Below are 15668 nucleotides of genomic sequence, written 5' to 3' on the forward strand. Positions count from 1 at the left end.
CGTCACACGCCCCCGCCGCCGCCTCCTCCGCCGCCCCCACCGGCAGAGCCACCGCCGCTCGAACCCCCAGAGGTCGACGACGACGACGCGGTGCTCGCCGAGAGGGTCGAGATGCCGGCCGAGAAGGAAGCCGCGTTGAATCCGCTCGTCCCGGCGTACCAGCCGGGCGAGTGCCCGTCGCCGTAGAGCACGGCGAGCTGCTGCGCCCACTCCTTCTCCTGGCCGAACACGACGGCGTACGGCAGCAGAGTCTCGTACAGCTTCAGCATCTGACGGGGATCCTGCGTGTCGACGGCGACGCGCTCGGCACCGGCGGGCGACTGCAGCATCCGGATCCGGTCGGCTTCGGCCCACTCGATGAACTGCTGCAGCCCGCGAAGATGATCGCGCGCCTCGGCTCCCGCCGACGTGAGCGGCTTACGCGAGACGAGCACGACCGTGACCAGGACAGCAAGGCCCGACGCCACCATGAGCGTGATCGGCACGGCACCGTCGACGCCGCCGTCGAGCGCGACGAAGCCGAAAGCGAACACCAGCACGGTGGCCGCGATCGCACCGAGCACGGCGAAGTACCGCGACGGCGACACCCGTCGCCACAGTCCGCGGGCCGTGAGCTGCTTCGTCGCGGCAGCGATGATGCCCTGCGCCGCCGTCGAGAACCTCGTGTCGGAGCGCCCGAACTCGAACGTGTCGCCGGGCTTTCCGTCGGGAAAGAGCCCGTGCAGCAGCATGAGCCCGTCGCCGTCGGCGCGCGACGGGTCCACGAGTTCGGCGGTGAGCGGGGCGCGCCCCGTGAACCGCCGCGATTCTCCCTCGACGATCCGGATGCTGCCCACGACGGCCTGTTCCAGCACTTCGGCCGGAATCGCCTTCGACGTGCGGTGCAGAAGCACGGCGCTCTCGAGCGCATCGATGCCGGGCGGCGGTGTGTACTCGGCGATGATGGTCGGCCGGCCCGGGTCATCACGCAGTCGCCGACCCCGCACGACTCCCGCACCGACCAGCGCGCCGACCACTCCGAGCCCTGCGATGCCCTGCAGCCAGCCCCACGGCGACGCGAGATACGAGGCGTCGAACGCCGAGAAGGTTCCCTCGTCAAACGCGACCGCTATCGTCATGGTCTCGCGGGGATCCAGGGGTCCCGCCGTTGCGACGATCCCGCCCGCGGCGGCATCCGTCTCGATTCGGCACGTGTCGCTCGAGCCCTGGCGTCCGACGTAGCACGACGCCGCCCCCGTCGCGGCACCGGCGAGCGCAGGATCGAGGGTCAGGCGTGCCGTGACCCGCCCGAACGGCTGGGCCCACATCGTGCCGTTGACGTTCCAGTAGAACTCGTCCGCGCGCGTGTCCGCGAAGAACCGCGTGACGTTCTCGAGCTCATAGGCGAAGACGTAGGTCTGCCGACCGTGCACGTAGTCGCGGGCGCGCGAAGTCATCGAGAACCATCCGTCATCCGATGAGGTCTCCTCGGCGCGCGCAGCGCCGTCCCCGTCGGTGATCGAGATCAGACGCGGTCGCAGGGGACTCCCGAGATACTCGTCGGGAATCGTGCGACGCATGCCGCGATTCTGATCGTGTTCGGGGAACACCGCGACGTAGGTCTCGGTCACATGCAGACGGCTCGTGCCATCGTCGGCGCGTGACAGGACGTAATCGACCTCGAGGCTCTCGAACGTGAAGTCTTCGACGTCCGCGGCCGCCGAGGCCGTCGCCGGGGCGAAGGTGGCCAGCAGAATCGCCATCATCGCGAACACGATGAGACGGGTCCGATGCGAGGGGGTGCCGACGGCGCGCGTCATGCAGAACAGCCTATGTGCGCGGCCAGGTCGTACCCTTGACGCCATGACAGATCGCCGTCTCGCCATCGCCGCCTGGGAAAGCCTCTTCCGCGCACAGCACGAGATCTTCGCAGAGATCAGCGGCGACTTCGAAGACGCCGGCCTCGTGCAGGCCGAGTACGACGTGCTCCTCACGGTGACGCGCGCCAAGGACCGCACCGCGCGGCTGCGAGATGTCACGGCCAACATGCTCATCAGCCAGCCAAGCGTGTCGCGCCTCGTCGACCGCATGGTCGCGCGGGGACTCCTAACGAAAGCGCCGGATCCCGAAGACGGCCGCGGCTCGCTCGTGCGGGCGACCGACGACGGCGTCGCGGCGTTCCGCCGCATCGCGACCGCCCACGGATCGTCGATCGCCGAGCGCATGTCGGTGCTCAGCGACGACGAACTGGTTCAGCTGCGCGACATCACGACCAAGCTTCGGGCATCCGGACGTCCGCGCTCCTGAGGTCTACGGCGTGCGCCGCCGCAGTGTCACCGACGCGAGCACCAGGGCACCGAGCGCGAACGCACCGACGATGAGCAGCGGACCGAAGACGTCCCACCCCTGTTCCCCCGCCATGACGGCGTCGATCGTGTCGATCGCATAGCCGAGCGGCAACCAGTCCGAGATCGCGTGCAGGACATCGGGCATGTCCTCGCGCGGCATGAACAGACCGCCGAGAAGAATCTGCGGGAACACCAGCAGCGGCATGAACTGCACCGCCTGGAACTCGGTGTGTGCGAACGCGCTCGCGAGCAGCCCGAGCGCACTGCCGAGGACCGCGTCGACGATCGCCACGAGGCCGAGCTGCCACAGCGGACCATCAACACTCAGGCCGCACACTCCGACGGCGAACACGACCGTCACGACCGCCTGCAGCATCGCCATGAGCCCGAAGGCCAGCGCGTAGCCCGCAATGAAATCGGCCTTGCCGAGCGGCGTCGTCATGAGCCGCTCCAGGGTGCCCGAGCGCCGCTCGCGGAGCGTCGTGATGGAGGTGACGAGGAACATCACGATGAACGGGAACAACGCCAGGATCGCCCCGCCGAACTGATCGAAGACTCCCTCCTGCTCGCTGAACAGCCACGCGAACAGTCCGACCAGCAGACTCGGCGCGACGAGCATGAGCGCGATCGAGCGCGGGTCGTGGATCAGCTGCGTGAGCACCCGGCCCGCCGTCGCGAGCGTCCGCGCGCCGATCACGCACGGCCCCCACCGGCACGGCGTGAGCGGGCCCGTCGCCGGGTGAGGGGAGGAGCGGATGCCGCGCCGTCATGCGCCGCCGCATCCCCCGGACGCGCCCCACCGCGCTCGACCAGCGCGAGGAACGCGGCATCCGGATCCGGCGCCCCAGTGTCGCGCAGAAGCCCCTCGGGCGTCGTGTCGGCGATGATCCGCCCCTCGCGCATGAGCAGGAGCCGGTCGCACCGCAGCGCCTCATCCATGACGTGACTCGACACGACGAGCGTCACGCCGTCGTCGGCGAGGTCGCGGAACAGCTCCCAGAGCTCGGCGCGCAGCACAGGATCCAGCCCCACGGTCGGCTCGTCGAGCACGATGGGCTCGGGCGCGCCCAGCATCGCGACGGCGAGCGACACCCGGTTCTCCTGACCGCCGCTGAGCGATCCGACTCTCTGATACCGCTGTCCGGTCAGCCCGACCTGCGCGAGCACGCGGTCGACATCGCCGCGCGAAGCCTCGACCAGCCGGGCGAAATAGCGCAGGTTCTGCTGCACCGTGAGGTCGCCGTACACCGAGGCCGCTTGCGCGTCGTACGCGACCCGACCGCGCAGCTGCTGCGACCCTGCTCGCTCCCCCAGGACGGTGACGATGCCACCCGTGACCTTCTGCACGCCGACGATCGAGCGCATGAGCGTTGTCTTGCCGCATCCCGACGGGCCGAGCAGGCCCGTGATCTGGCCGCGCGGGATCGTCACATCCAGGCCTGCGAAGATCTCGGATCCGCCGCGCCGCACGCGAAGATCCCGCACGAGTACCGCTTCTGCGACCACGACATTCGCCACGGCGCGATTATCGTTCCGGGCAGGGTACGGGTCAAGGCACCGCGCTCACCAGCGGTTGTGCACCTCCTCGGCCCACCCGAGCACACCGGCGAACGGGATCGAGACACCGTCCTGCGTTTGGAAGGTTCCGTCCCAGTGCCCGAAGCACTGATCCGTCGCGCTCGCGACGACGCCGAGATTCGTGCGCGTCTCCTTGTTGTGGAACGGAGTGAAGGATGCTGCGAGCCCGCCGCCGACGACCCGCCACGGTCGTCGCCAATCGGCGATGTCGTAGTCCCACACGAGCTCGTCGTGGATCTTGTGGAGGCGCCCGTCGATGACCACGGCGTTCTCGGTGGACCCCGTACCGTCTGTCCACTTCGCCCCGACCTGGATGCCGATGACCCGGCCGTGCGAGATGCCCGACCCGGCACCCCAGTTCCACCGGATGTCGTACGGCCACCGCCCCCGGCCATGGTCGAGCACGGCCCACGACTCCCCCGCGGGCACATCGTACGAGACGCCCTCGATCGTGACGGTGCCCGACGCGGGGCGGGCGACGTCCTTGACGGTGTACTGGAATCGGGTGTCGCTCCACGGCACGACGACCGCGAGTCGCTCGTGCCCGTCGGGCAGTTCGGCGACGACGTCGAACGAGGCATCGGCGATGCGGGCACGCAGCCGTGTGCCCCCGGCTTCCGCGGGATCGATGTCGATCTCGAGGCCCTTGGCGCGCGCCTGCGCCGACCCCTCGCCGAGCGACGGCGGCAGAGTGAACCCGCGAGCCGGCAGCACCGTCGCCCCGTGACGCCACTCTCGCTCGGTCGCGCGGTCGAAGACCCACACCTCGTGCACGGCGGCGTAATCGATCGACGACACCGTGAGGGCGAGCAGATGCGTCGGGGTCGTGATGCCCCAGTACTCCCACCGCTTGTTGCGACCCCAGAACCCCGAGCCGATCCCGGCGGTGTCCACGACCGGCTGGCGCGCCCACCCGACGGCCGCGCGGTTCAGGCGCCCGTTCGGCAGCGTAAGCGGCACGCGCTCGATCAGCTCGGGCAGGGGCGTGGGGTTCATGGCTTCTCCACCTCGTGGGATCGGGCTGCGGCGCGCAGCCCGTCGTTGATGCGCCGCATGGCCTGTTCGGGCACCTTCACGAACCGCCGGTCGTAGGTCACCAGTCCGTTGACCTCGTCCTCGACGTCGGACAGCTGCGTATACACGGTCGCCGCGAGACCTCGGGCGATCGCGGGTTCGATCTCGCGCACGTGCAGCCGCTCGAGCGCGGCGACGAGACGCTCGCGCGACCGGTAGCGGCGGTATCCGAACACGCGATCGCTCGCCGTGTGCCCGGGGACGGCGAGGCTGTAGCCGCCGTACTCGGTGACGGCGAGCACCCGCGCATCCGCACGACGGGGTGCCCGCACGGGACGGAAGTACACGTGCAGGCTCCGCACGTCGCCGGCCCCCTGATCGTGCCATCCGCTCGCGTGATCGATCGGACGCGTCGGATCCAGGCGCCGCACGTCGTCCGCGATCCGCGCGCCGTCGAACTGTCCCCAGCCCTCGTTGAACGGCACCCACAGCGCGATGGACGGCACGCTGCGCAGATGCTCGATCATGTCGTGCAGCTCGGTCTCGTACTGGTCCCGACCCGCGGCATCCGCTCGCCCGAACCTCGCGTACCGGCGGTCGTCGAGCGCGGGGGCGCCGAAGACGGGCGCCGTGATGACGAGCGGGTTGTAGCGCGTGCCGCCGTTGACGGCGTCCTGCCACACGAGCATGCCGAGCCGGTCGCAGTGGTGGTACCAGCGCAGCGGCTCGATCTTGATGTGCTTGCGGAGCATCGTGAAGCCCATGCACTTGGCCAGCCGGATGTCGTACTCGAGCGCGGCATCGGCGGGAGCGGTGTATCCGCCGTCGGGCCAGTAGCCCTGATCGAGCAGTCCGACGGGCAGGTACGGCTCGCCGTTGAGCAGCAGGCGCCGCCGGCCGGAGGCGTCCGTTCCGACGCCGAACGAGCGCATGCCGACGTAGGAGTCGACGCGATCGTCACCGAGAACGACGCGCACGTCGTAGAGGAAGGGGTCCTCCGGGCTCCACGCTCGGACGCTCCCCGTGAGAGCAACCCGCGTCGGCTCGCCGATCGGGACGGATGCCGTCGCCACGAGCTCGTCCGCCGCCCTGATCTCGACGGTGGCTCGATCCTCTGCCCGCGCGTGCGCGCTGCCGACCATCACCACGACCTCGCCCGCGGCGAGATCGGGCGTCAGGACGAGCGCGTCGACGGCGATGCGCGGCACGATCTCGACCCACACGGTCTGCCAGATCCCGGACTGCGGCGCGTACCAGATGCCGCCCGGCCGCGTGGACTGCTTGCCACGGGACAGCCAGGCGGCATCCGTCACATCACGCACCGCGACGACGATCTCGTGCTCGCCCGTGTGCGCGAGATCGTCGGTCACATCGATCGCGAACGGCAGGTATCCGCCCGTGTGGGCGCCCACCTCGACACCGTCGACCGCGACACGACACGACTGGTCGACCGCGCCGAAGTGCAGGATCACCCGCGCCCCCTCGGCGAGGGTGCGAGGCAGCGCGAAGCTCCGCCGATACCAGAGCGTCTCGTCGGCGCCGAGGACGCGCCCCACGCCGGACAGCTCGGTCTCGGGAGAGAACGGCACGACGATCTCGCCCTGCCACGCCGAGGGCGGGTTGGCCGGGTCGGCGACGGCCAGGGGATCGGATGCCGCGAAGGGCGTGACCGCGTACTGCCAGCGCCCGTTGAGGCTGCGCCAGTCGCCTCGCACGAGCTGCGGCCGCGGATACTCGGGCAGCGGCGCGTCGGGATCGAGGGCGTCCGCCCACGGTGTGCGCAGGCTCATGCGCCGACCTCGTCGACCGCACTACGGACGCGTCGCAGCAGCAGCACGGGGACGATGACGAGCACCGCGACGACGGCGGCCGCCGGGAAGATCCAGGGCGTGGGCACCTGCTTGACGACGCCCAGATCCGTGTAGGTCTCGTTCGCACCGATGATGACGGCGGCGCCGATGAAGGGACCGACGACCATCGGCACCAGCACGGCGGCGATCATGCGAAGCCCCTGCACGACGCCGACCCGGTCGAGGGGCGTCGCATCGCGCACGCTCGCGGCGATGGCGGCGACCGACAGCATGAAGCCGCTCATCATCACCGCACCCACGACGATGACGCTCACCATGTCGCGCGCGAACGCCATTCCGATCAGACCCGCGACGAGGATCGCCGTCGCGGGCAGGATCGCGCGGACCTTGCCGATCCGGTCGATGACGCGCCCGCCCAGGACGCTCGCGATCGAGGCGACGATCAGGACGCTGCCGAGCACGATCGCGTAGCCGTCGATGCGCAGGTACCGCTGGATGTAGATGATCAGGTACGGCACGAACACCTGCGTGCTCGTGCCGACGATCGCGTACGCGAGCAGCAGCAGATACAGTCGCGGGTTCGCCCGCACCGACGAGGGGCGCAAGCCGTAGACGACCGACGAGAGATATCCGTCGGCGCTGGGCGCGATGTGGACCGGATCGCGCACGAGGAACCAGGCGAGCACCCCCACGGCCGCCGTCGCGAGGCCCACGATCGCGAAGAACAGGCGCCACTCGCCCGCCTGCGTCAGCCCGTCGAGCGCACCGAAGACGAGGAGCATCGCCAGCAGCGGCATGATCGCGAGCACGCCGTCGACACGTCCGCGATTACCCGGCTCGGTCGACTCGGTCACCCACGCGTTGAAGGCCGCGTCGTTGGCTCCCGATCCGAACACCGACATGAGGCAGTCCAGGGCCACGATGGCGACGACCGCCGTGCCGACCGCGAGCGCGGCATCCGTGCCCGCCGTCGGCTGGACGAACCCGAACGTCGCCGTCGTGAGACCCCACAGGATGTAGCCGACCGCGATGAACGGGCGACGCGTGCGCGCACGGTCCGACCAGGCCCCCACGAGCATCGTGGCGAAGGTCGCGGCGATCGCCGAGGCCGCCACCAGGATCGCGATGACGGTCGGATCGGTCGAGATCGTGTCGTAGACGAACACGTTGAGGTACATGTTCTCGACGGTCCACGCGAGCTGCCCGACGAGGCCCAGCAGGACCACCGTGAACCACACGCGACCGGACAGCGGCGCGAGGCGCCGGGTGGGCTCGCTCGCGGGCGCGAGGCGATCTCGGGACATCGGCATCCTTGCTCACGATCCAGGGGGTGCGTTCGATCCTAGGCCGGAGATCCCCTGGAGCGGGATCAGCATTCGATGACGTTGACCGCGAGGCCGCCTTCGCTCGTTTCTTTGTACTTCGTCGACATGTCGATGCCGGTCTGACGCATCGTCTCGACGACGGTGTCGAGCGAGACGAAGTGCGAGCCGTCGCCGCGCAGCGCGAGCCGGGCCGCCGTGACGGCGGTCGACGCGGCGATCGCATTGCGCTCGATGCAGGGGATCTGCACGAGCCCGCCGACGGGGTCGCACGTGAGACCGAGGTGATGCTCCATGGCGATCTCGGCGGCGTTCTCGATCTGCCGATTCGTGCCGCCCATGACCGCCGTCAAGCCTCCCGCCGCCATGGCGCATGCGGAGCCGACTTCGGCCTGGCATCCGCCTTCGGCCCCCGAGATCGACGCGTTCGCTTTGAACAGCGAGCCCAGCGCCGTGGCCGTCAGCAGGAACCGACGGATGCCGCGCCGCCGGTTCGCCTCGGCGAGCGCGGCCGGCGAGCCTTCGACGAGCTCGGGCACGGGCGGGTGGAACCCCATCAGGGCACTGCCGACGAGCTCGCCGTAAGGGGTGACGGCATTGCCGGCGCCGAGGCCCGAGTCCGCGAGGAAGCGCCACCAGTACATCGCGACAGCGGGCACGATCCCCGCGGCGCCGTTCGTCGGCGCCGTGACCACGCGCCCGCCCGCGGCGTTCTCTTCATTGACGGCGAGCGCGAACGCGCCGAGCCATTCACCGGGAAGCTCACGGTGGCCCGAGGACTCGGCTTCGTCGAGTTGCGCGCGGATCGAGGCCGCACGCCGCTTGACCTGCAGGATGCCGGGGAGCACACCGTCGGCGTTCAGCCCGGCTCCGACGCACCCGGCCATGGCGTCCCAGATGCCGTCGAGCTTCGCCGCGATCTCGGTGTCGCTGCGCAGCGCCTGCTCATTGATGCGCGCCGCTTCGGCGATCGTGATGCCGCGCTCGTCGCACAGGGCGAGAAGCTCGTCGGCGCTGGCGAAGTCGAGCGGATACGCGTGAGCCTGCACGCGCGGCGGCTCGCCGTCGCGGCGGATGAACCCGCCCCCGACGGAGTAGTACGTCTCGCGCAGCACGAGGCCCTCGTCGGATACCGGCGCGGGGGGCAGCATCGCCGCCCCCGTCTCGCGGAAGACCGCTCCCGCCGCCGTGATCGGCCCTGCCGTCGAGCGAGACCACGCCTCGAGCGACATGGCGTTCGGGTGTCCCGGCAGGCGCGTGCGCGGCGCGAAGACGACGTCGCGCTTCGCGAACGGCACGCAGCGCTCCCCCGCGAGCACGAGATCGGCGCCGTCCGGCCAATCGCTCCAGGCCGACCGCACGGCATCCGGATCCACCGTCTCGGGTTCGAGTCCCTGCAGGCCCGCGACGATCGCGTCGGGCGTGCCGTGACCGATCCCCGTCGCCCCCAGCGACCCGTACAGCGTGCACGTGATGCGCGCGACGTCGCCGAGAAGTCCGAGCTCGCGAAGACGGGTCGCGAAATCGAGGGCCGCCCGCATGGGACCAACCGTGTGGGAGCTCGAGGGGCCTACTCCGATGGAGAACAACTCGAACGCCGAGACGTATGCGCTCACATCACCAGGCTACGTCGTCGCGTCACGGAAGGGGTGTTTCGGGGCCAACGGCGGTAGGATCGAAACTTCATCCGTTCACTTCGTGGAGGTTGCCGTGTCTGTTGCAGAAGAGCCGATCTGGCTGACGCAGGATGCCCTGAATCAGTTGCAGCAGGAACTGGACGATCTCACCAAGAGCGACGTCGCCGACGACGTCTCGTCGGCTCGCATCGTCGAACTGCGCGGCCTCATCCGCCGCGCGCAGGTCGGATCGATGGCCGATGACGGACTCGTCGAGCCGGGCATGCGTGTCACGGTCGAATTCGAATCCGACAACTCGCAGGAGACGTTCCTGCTCGGCGCCCGCGCACTGCTGGGCCCGGTCGGCGACATGGCCGTGTACTCGCCCGAATCGCCCCTGGGGCAGGCCATCGTCGGCTCCCACCCCGGAGACCGCCTGACCTATCGCGCCCCGAACGGCGTGAACATCGCCGTCAAGATCATCGCGGCCGTCCCCCACGGCTGACCGCCGATCGCTCTCGCGGTCGCGCATGACGGGCGACCGCGAGAGCGAGCCGACGATCAGCGCTTGCGCGTGCGGACAACGTCTTCCTGCGACTTCTCGCGCTTGAGCGCCCGCTTCTCCTTCAGCGACAGCTGCGCCGCCTTCTTGCCGTTCTCTTTCGTTGCCATCGGATACTCACTTCCCTTGTGACAGCTGGTGGGTATTCCGGCCGACCATAGCCCAGCCCCCGAGGGAAGTCGAACCTGTCGCGCGGGCGTCAGTCCGCGGCGACGGATGCTGCCGCGCTGTGCTCGCGGATCGTGTTGATGATCCCCGAGAAATCCTGATTCGCTCCGTCGCCCTCGGCGAAGGCGACGTAGATGTCCCGCGCGAGCGAGCCGAGCCGCGCGTCGACTCCGGTGAGGTCGATCGCCTGACCGGCCAGCGACAGATCCTTCGCCATGAGGGTCCCTGCGAAACCCGGCTGGTAGTCCCGATTGGCGGGGCTGGTCGGCACCGGGCCCGGCACGGGGCAGTTCGTCGTGAGCGCCCAGCACTGACCCGACGCGTTGGATGCCACGTCGTAGAGCGCCTGATGCGACAGTCCCAGCCGTTCACCGATGACGAACGCCTCGGCAACGGCGATCTGCGAGATGCCGAGGATCATGTTGTTGCAGACTTTGGCGGCCTGCCCGAGGCCGGAGCCTCCGCAGTGCACGATTCGCTTGCCCATCGCCTCGAGCACGGGCAGCGCCTCGGCGAAGTCGGCGTCGCTGCCACCGACCATGAAGGCGAGTGTCGCGTTCTCTGCCCCGACGACGCCGCCCGAGACGGGGGCGTCGAGCGCGCGGTGACCGGCGGCGATCGCGGCTTCGGCGGCCAGACGCGCTTCGTCGACGGCGATCGTGGACGAGTCGATGAAGAGCGTGCCGGGGCGCGCCGCGGCGAGCAGCCCGGGCTCGTCCGCGGTGCCGTACGCGGCCAGGACGTGTCGGCCGGCGGGAAGCATCGTGATCACGATGTCCGCCGCTGCGGCGGCCTCGGTGCCGGCGGCCACGAGCTCGACTCCCGAGGCGGCGGCGGCATCGCGGATCTCGGCGACGAGGTCGAAGCCGAGCACACGGTGCCCTGCTCTGACGAGGTTCGCCGCCATGGGTCCGCCCATGTGGCCGAGTCCGATGAATGCGATGGTGCTCATGGGGTTCCCTTCGTCGCCGGTCATCGGCCTTGCTCGATCACTGCGCGACCGACGATCAGCTGCATGATCTCGTTCGTTCCCTCGAGGATCTGATGCACGCGCAGATCACGCACGACCCTCTCGATGCCGTATTCGTGCAGATAACCGTAGCCGCCGTGCAGCTGCAGCGCGGCGTTGGCGACATCGAAGGCGGCATCCGTCGCGAAACGCTTCGCGAGCGCACACGCGACGGCGACGTCGGGGGCAGCGGCATCCATCTTCTCGGCGGCCCGCTCGAGCAGCGCTCGTGCGGCCTGCAGATCCGTCTCCATCTCGGCGAGCCGGAAGACGATGGTCTGGTTCGCCGTGAGCGGCAGCCCGAAGACGTGCCGGTCCTGGACATACGAGACGGCACGGTCGAGGGCCCACTGGGCGCCGCCGAGCGAGCAGGCGCCGATGTTGACACGGCCGCCGTTGAGGCCCTTCATGGCGATGCCGAATCCGTCGCCCTCGTCGCCGAGCCGGTTCGCCACCGGCACGCGCACGTCCTCGAGGATCACCTGGCGGGTCGGCTGGGCGTTCCAGCCCATCTTCTTCTCGTTCGGGCCGAACGACAGCCCCGGCGTATCGGCGGGAACGACGATGGCGCTGATGCCGCGGGAGCCCGGGCCGTTCGTGCGGGCCATCACGATGTAGACGGCCGACGAACCCGCGCCCGAGATGAACTGCTTCACGCCGTTGATGACGTACTCGTCGCCCTCGCGCCGCGCGCTCGTCGTGATCGCCGCCGCATCCGAGCCCGCGCCCGGCTCGGTGAGGCAGTAGCTGCCGAGATCCTCCATCGTCGCGAGCTTCGGGATCCACCGCGCCCGCTGCTCGGCGTCACCGAAGGTGTCGATCATCCACACGACCATGTTGTGGATCGAGATGTAGGCCGCGATCGTCGTGTCGCCCTTGGCGAGCTCTTCGAAGATCGCCAGCGCATCCTGACGGGACAGGCCCGACCCGCCGAACTCCTCGCGCGCATAGATGCCGCCCAGACCCATCTGACCGGCCTGGTGCAAGGTGTCGATCGGGAAATGCTTGTCCGCATCCCACGTGCCCGCGTGCGGGGCGAGCGCTGCCTCGGCGAAATCGCGGACCGCCTCGACGAGGGCGGCGCGCTCCTCTGTCATTCCCGCGCTCATGATCAGTGCATCGTCGGGATGACGAAGCTCGCGCCTTCCTTGAGATCGTGCGACAGCCAGCGGCTCGTCACGGTCTTGGTCTTGGTGTAGAACCGGAACGCGTCGGGACCGTGCTGGTTGAGGTCGCCGAATCCGGACTTCTTCCAGCCGCCGAACGTGTGGTATGCGATCGGCACGGGGATGGGCACGTTGACCCCCACCATCCCGGTGTCGACGCGGGCGGCGAAGTCGCGGGCGGCATCCCCGTCGCGGGTGAAGATCGAGACGCCGTTGCCGTACTCGTGCGTCGACGGAAGGCTCAGGGCCTGTTCGTAGTCGTCGGCGCGCACGATGATCAGCACGGGCCCGAAGATCTCTTCCCGGTAGATCGTATGCTCGGGCTCGACGTGGTCGAACAGGGTCGGGCCGAGGTAGAAGCCGTTCTCGTAGCCGGGGACCTCGTAGCCGCGGCCATCGGCCAGCAGGGTCGCCCCCTCGTCCACGCCGACCTGGATGTAGTGCTCGACGCGCTGCTTGGCCTCGGCCGTCACGAGCGGACCGTAGTCGTTGCTCTCGTCGAGGGCGGGGCCGACCTTCAGGGTCGCCACGCGCTCGGCGAGCTTCGCGGCGAGCGCGTCGCCGGTCTGCTTGCCCACCGGCACGGCGACCGAGATCGCCATGCAGCGCTCGCCCGCAGACCCATAGCCGGCGCCGATGAGCGCATCGGCGACCTGATCGAGGTCGGCATCCGGCATGACGATCATGTGGTTCTTCGCGCCGCCGAAGCACTGCGCGCGCTTGCCGTTGGCGGCGGCGGTCTCGTAGATGTACTGCGCGATGGGGGTCGAGCCGACGAACCCGACGGCCTTGACGCGGTCATCGTGCAGGATCGCGTCGACGGCCTCCTTGTCGCCGTTGACGACGTTGAGCACGCCTTCGGGGAGCCCGGCCTCGAGGAAGAGTTCGGCCAGGCGCAGGGGAACCGAGGGGTCGCGCTCGCTCGGCTTCAGGATGAACGCGTTGCCCGCGGCCAGCGCCGGTCCGGCCTTCCACAGCGGGATCATGGCGGGAAAGTTGAACGGCGTGATCCCCGCGACGACGCCGAGCGGCTGGCGCATCGAGTACACGTCGATCCCGGTGCCGGCACCGCTGGAGTACTCCCCCTTCAGCAGGTGGGGCGCTCCGGCAGCGAACTCGACGACCTCGACACCGCGCTGGATGTCTCCGATCGCATCGGGCACGGTCTTGCCGTGCTCGCTCGACAGCATCCGCGCGAGGGTCGGCGTGTCCTTCGCGACGAGGTCGAGGAACTTCAGCAGCACGCGCGCCCGCTTCTGCGGGTTCTGCGCCGCCCACTCGACCTGCGCCGCTTCGGCGTTGCCGATCGCCGCCTGCACTTCGGCCGTGCTCGCCAGCGGAACGCGGGCCTGCACCTCGCCGGTGCTCGGGTCGAAGACGTCGCCGAAGCGGCCGGATGTGCCGGCGACGCGAGCGCCGCCGATGAAGTGGGTGAGTTCTCGCGTCATAGAAGTACTATGACATTCAACTATCTAATCTGCAATCAAAAGATCGCGATCGACGGATCGACGCGCCCCCGGCGATACGGTGGATGCCAGGAAGGAGCCCCTCTTGCCCCCCAAGCCGCTGCACGTCGACCCCATCGCCGAAGCCCGGCGTCAGTGGATCGCGCACGGCTGGGGCGAAGCGGCGGACGGTATGGCGGCCGTGACATCGGTCATGCGCGCGCACCAGCTGATGCTCGCCGAGGTCGAGAAGACCCTGCGGCCGTTCTCGCTGTCCTTCGCCCGGTTCGAGATGCTGCGACTGCTGGCGTTCAGCAAAGAAGGCACGATGCCGATGGCCAGCGCGACAGCCCGACTCCAGGTGCACCCCGCGAGCGTGACCAACACGGTCGCCCGGCTGGAACGCGACGGGCTCGTGCGCCGCGATCCCCACCCCCGCGACGGTCGAGCCGCGCTGCTGACCATCACGCCGGCAGGGTACGAGATCACGGAGGCTGCCACGGCCGCGCTCAACGAGCAGGTCTTCGCGCAGGTCTGCGAAGAGGTGATCCCGCCGCTGACACAGTCGATCGCGAAGCTGCGGCTCGACGCCGGGGACTTCTCGATGCCGGCACCGGCTCCCGAACCTCTCGTCTGAGCCGCGACACCGGGGCGTAGCATCCATCACCCCTGGTCGATAGGGGGCAGACATCGCCGCGGCGCGCTCCTTACTCTGAGGGTCGAATCCCGCGAGTGAAGGAGCCCACCATGCCCGAAGCACCCGTCGCCAAGCACGCCCAGTCGCTCGCCGATGACGAAGGAGGCATGCCCGAGCAGCAGCAGTCCCCTCCCGGCCTGACCGCGCCTATGCATCCCCGTCCCGACCACGGCGAGGAGTCCTGGCAGGGCCGCGGACGCCTCGACGGGCTGAAGGCGTTCATCACGGGCGGGGACTCGGGGATCGGCCGGGCCGTCGCGATCGCGTTCGCGCGGGAGGGCGCCGATGTCGCGATCAGCTACCTGCCCGAGGAGGAAGAGGACGCGCGTGACGTGGCGCACTGGATAGAGAAGGCCGGCCGCACGGCCGTGCTGCTGCCGGGAGACCTGCGCGACGAACAGACCTGCCGCGACGTCGTGACCCGTGCCGCGGAGGAACTCGGCGGACTCAACATCGTCGCCAACAATGCCGGGTTCCACTGGGCGCGCGGCGAAGAGGGTTTGAAGGGGCTCGCGGCCGAAGACCTGCACCGTGCCGTCGAGACCAACCTGTACGCGACGCTGTGGGTCAGCCAGGCGGCGCTGGAGCACCTCGACCGCGGCGACTGCATCATCAACACGAGTTCCGTGCAGGCGTACGATCCGTCGGTCACGATGATCGACTACGCCGCGACGAAGGCGGCGATCAACAACCTCACCGTGAATCTCGCGCGCGAGCTCGGACCCGACGGGATCCGCGTCAACGCCGTCGCCCCCGGCCCCGTCTGGACCCCGCTGCAGCCGGCGACGAAGGAACCCGCCGCCGTCGCGAACATGGGCAAGGACACTCCGCTCGGCCGCATCGGCCAGCCCGCGGAACTGGCCGGCGCGTATGTCTTCCTCGCCTCCCCCGCCGAGGCGAGCTACGTCAGCGGGACGGTCGTCGGCGTGACCGGCGGCCTGCCGGTCTTCTGA

At 69.5% G+C, this 15668-nt stretch carries 14 protein-coding genes; 4 read left to right on the forward strand and 10 right to left on the reverse strand.

From position 1 onward, the window contains the following. Window positions 1-2: 2 nt before the first annotated feature. A complete protein-coding gene (locus tag ACWIBS_RS04215) occupies window positions 3-1799 on the reverse strand; it encodes a DUF2207 domain-containing protein (protein WP_376128441.1) in 1797 nt (598 codons plus the stop codon). A 43-nt stretch (window positions 1800-1842) separates the two neighbouring features. Here ACWIBS_RS04215 and ACWIBS_RS04220 point away from each other — a divergent pair, with 43 nt between their 5' ends. After that, complete coding sequence (locus ACWIBS_RS04220) at window positions 1843-2286, forward strand: MarR family winged helix-turn-helix transcriptional regulator (RefSeq protein ID WP_376128443.1); 444 nt, start codon at window positions 1843-1845, stop codon at window positions 2284-2286. A 3-nt stretch (window positions 2287-2289) separates the two neighbouring features. Here the strand turns inward: ACWIBS_RS04220 and ACWIBS_RS04225 are convergent, their stop codons facing one another. The 6 genes from ACWIBS_RS04225 to ACWIBS_RS04250 all read right to left on the reverse strand — a co-directional run bounded on the left by ACWIBS_RS04225 (window position 2290) and on the right by ACWIBS_RS04250 (window position 9668). After that, window positions 2290-3024: an ABC transporter permease gene (locus ACWIBS_RS04225; RefSeq protein WP_376128445.1), complete on the reverse strand. Its 735-nt coding sequence runs from the start codon at window positions 3022-3024 to the stop codon at window positions 2290-2292. Further along, window positions 3021-3845, reverse strand: coding sequence for an ABC transporter ATP-binding protein (locus ACWIBS_RS04230; RefSeq protein ID WP_376128447.1), 825 nt, complete (start codon window positions 3843-3845; stop codon window positions 3021-3023). Before ACWIBS_RS04230 ends, ACWIBS_RS04225 begins: the two co-directional genes overlap by 4 nt. Before the next feature lie 45 nt (window positions 3846-3890). Beyond that, complete coding sequence (locus ACWIBS_RS04235; RefSeq protein ID WP_376128449.1) at window positions 3891-4901, reverse strand: DUF2804 domain-containing protein; 1011 nt, start codon at window positions 4899-4901, stop codon at window positions 3891-3893. After that, complete coding sequence (locus ACWIBS_RS04240; RefSeq protein ID WP_376128451.1) at window positions 4898-6709, reverse strand: glycoside hydrolase family 2 protein; 1812 nt, start codon at window positions 6707-6709, stop codon at window positions 4898-4900. The genes ACWIBS_RS04235 and ACWIBS_RS04240 overlap by 4 nt, the downstream gene beginning before the upstream one ends. Continuing rightward, window positions 6706-8034 (reverse strand): MFS transporter, encoded by a 1329-nt coding sequence (locus ACWIBS_RS04245; RefSeq protein ID WP_376128453.1) that lies wholly within the window; start codon window positions 8032-8034, stop codon window positions 6706-6708. Before ACWIBS_RS04245 ends, ACWIBS_RS04240 begins: the two co-directional genes overlap by 4 nt. Before the next feature lie 65 nt (window positions 8035-8099). Beyond that, window positions 8100-9668, reverse strand: a complete 1569-nt coding sequence (locus ACWIBS_RS04250) for an L-serine ammonia-lyase, iron-sulfur-dependent, subunit alpha (protein WP_376128455.1) — start codon at window positions 9666-9668, stop codon at window positions 8100-8102. 94 nt (window positions 9669-9762) lie between these two features. On the opposite strand from ACWIBS_RS04250, the gene ACWIBS_RS04255 reads away from it, so the two are divergent. Next, window positions 9763-10173: a GreA/GreB family elongation factor gene (locus ACWIBS_RS04255; protein ID WP_376128457.1), complete on the forward strand. Its 411-nt coding sequence runs from the start codon at window positions 9763-9765 to the stop codon at window positions 10171-10173. 256 nt (window positions 10174-10429) lie between these two features. Here ACWIBS_RS04255 and mmsB read toward each other — a convergent pair whose 3' ends face one another. The 3 genes from mmsB to ACWIBS_RS04270 are packed head-to-tail and all read right to left on the reverse strand — an operon-like array spanning window position 10430 to window position 14021. Beyond that, window positions 10430-11350 (reverse strand): 3-hydroxyisobutyrate dehydrogenase, encoded by a 921-nt coding sequence (gene mmsB / locus ACWIBS_RS04260; protein ID WP_376128459.1) that lies wholly within the window; start codon window positions 11348-11350, stop codon window positions 10430-10432. Between the two features lie 20 nt (window positions 11351-11370). Further along, window positions 11371-12516: an acyl-CoA dehydrogenase family protein gene (locus tag ACWIBS_RS04265; RefSeq protein WP_376128461.1), complete on the reverse strand. Its 1146-nt coding sequence runs from the start codon at window positions 12514-12516 to the stop codon at window positions 11371-11373. A gap of 2 nt (window positions 12517-12518) precedes the next feature. Continuing rightward, window positions 12519-14021 (reverse strand): CoA-acylating methylmalonate-semialdehyde dehydrogenase, encoded by a 1503-nt coding sequence (locus ACWIBS_RS04270; RefSeq protein WP_376128463.1) that lies wholly within the window; start codon window positions 14019-14021, stop codon window positions 12519-12521. A gap of 103 nt (window positions 14022-14124) precedes the next feature. On the opposite strand from ACWIBS_RS04270, the gene ACWIBS_RS04275 reads away from it, so the two are divergent. Both ACWIBS_RS04275 and ACWIBS_RS04280 read left to right on the forward strand, forming a co-directional pair. Further along, window positions 14125-14655 (forward strand): MarR family winged helix-turn-helix transcriptional regulator, encoded by a 531-nt coding sequence (locus tag ACWIBS_RS04275; protein WP_376128465.1) that lies wholly within the window; start codon window positions 14125-14127, stop codon window positions 14653-14655. Window positions 14656-14765: 110 nt separating this feature from the next. Beyond that, entirely contained in the window at window positions 14766-15668 is a 903-nt protein-coding gene (locus ACWIBS_RS04280; protein ID WP_376128467.1) for an SDR family oxidoreductase, read from the forward strand.

This window comes from Microbacterium sp. NPDC055442, assembly GCF_053644215.1.

Coding starts and splice junctions, on each gene's coding strand:
- ACWIBS_RS04270 (WP_376128463.1), bottom strand. CDS start 14,021: ATGACGCGAGAACTCACCCACTTCATCGGCGGCGCTCGCGTCGCCGGC.
- ACWIBS_RS04235 (WP_376128449.1), bottom strand. CDS start 4,901: ATGAACCCCACGCCCCTGCCCGAGCTGATCGAGCGCGTGCCGCTTACG.
- ACWIBS_RS04240 (WP_376128451.1), bottom strand. CDS start 6,709: ATGAGCCTGCGCACACCGTGGGCGGACGCCCTCGATCCCGACGCGCCG.
- ACWIBS_RS04280 (WP_376128467.1), top strand. CDS start 14,766: ATGCCCGAAGCACCCGTCGCCAAGCACGCCCAGTCGCTCGCCGATGAC.
- ACWIBS_RS04220 (WP_376128443.1), top strand. CDS start 1,843: ATGACAGATCGCCGTCTCGCCATCGCCGCCTGGGAAAGCCTCTTCCGC.
- ACWIBS_RS04265 (WP_376128461.1), bottom strand. CDS start 12,516: ATGAGCGCGGGAATGACAGAGGAGCGCGCCGCCCTCGTCGAGGCGGTC.
- ACWIBS_RS04215 (WP_376128441.1), bottom strand. CDS start 1,799: ATGACGCGCGCCGTCGGCACCCCCTCGCATCGGACCCGTCTCATCGTG.
- mmsB (WP_376128459.1), bottom strand. CDS start 11,350: ATGAGCACCATCGCATTCATCGGACTCGGCCACATGGGCGGACCCATG.
- ACWIBS_RS04245 (WP_376128453.1), bottom strand. CDS start 8,034: ATGTCCCGAGATCGCCTCGCGCCCGCGAGCGAGCCCACCCGGCGCCTC.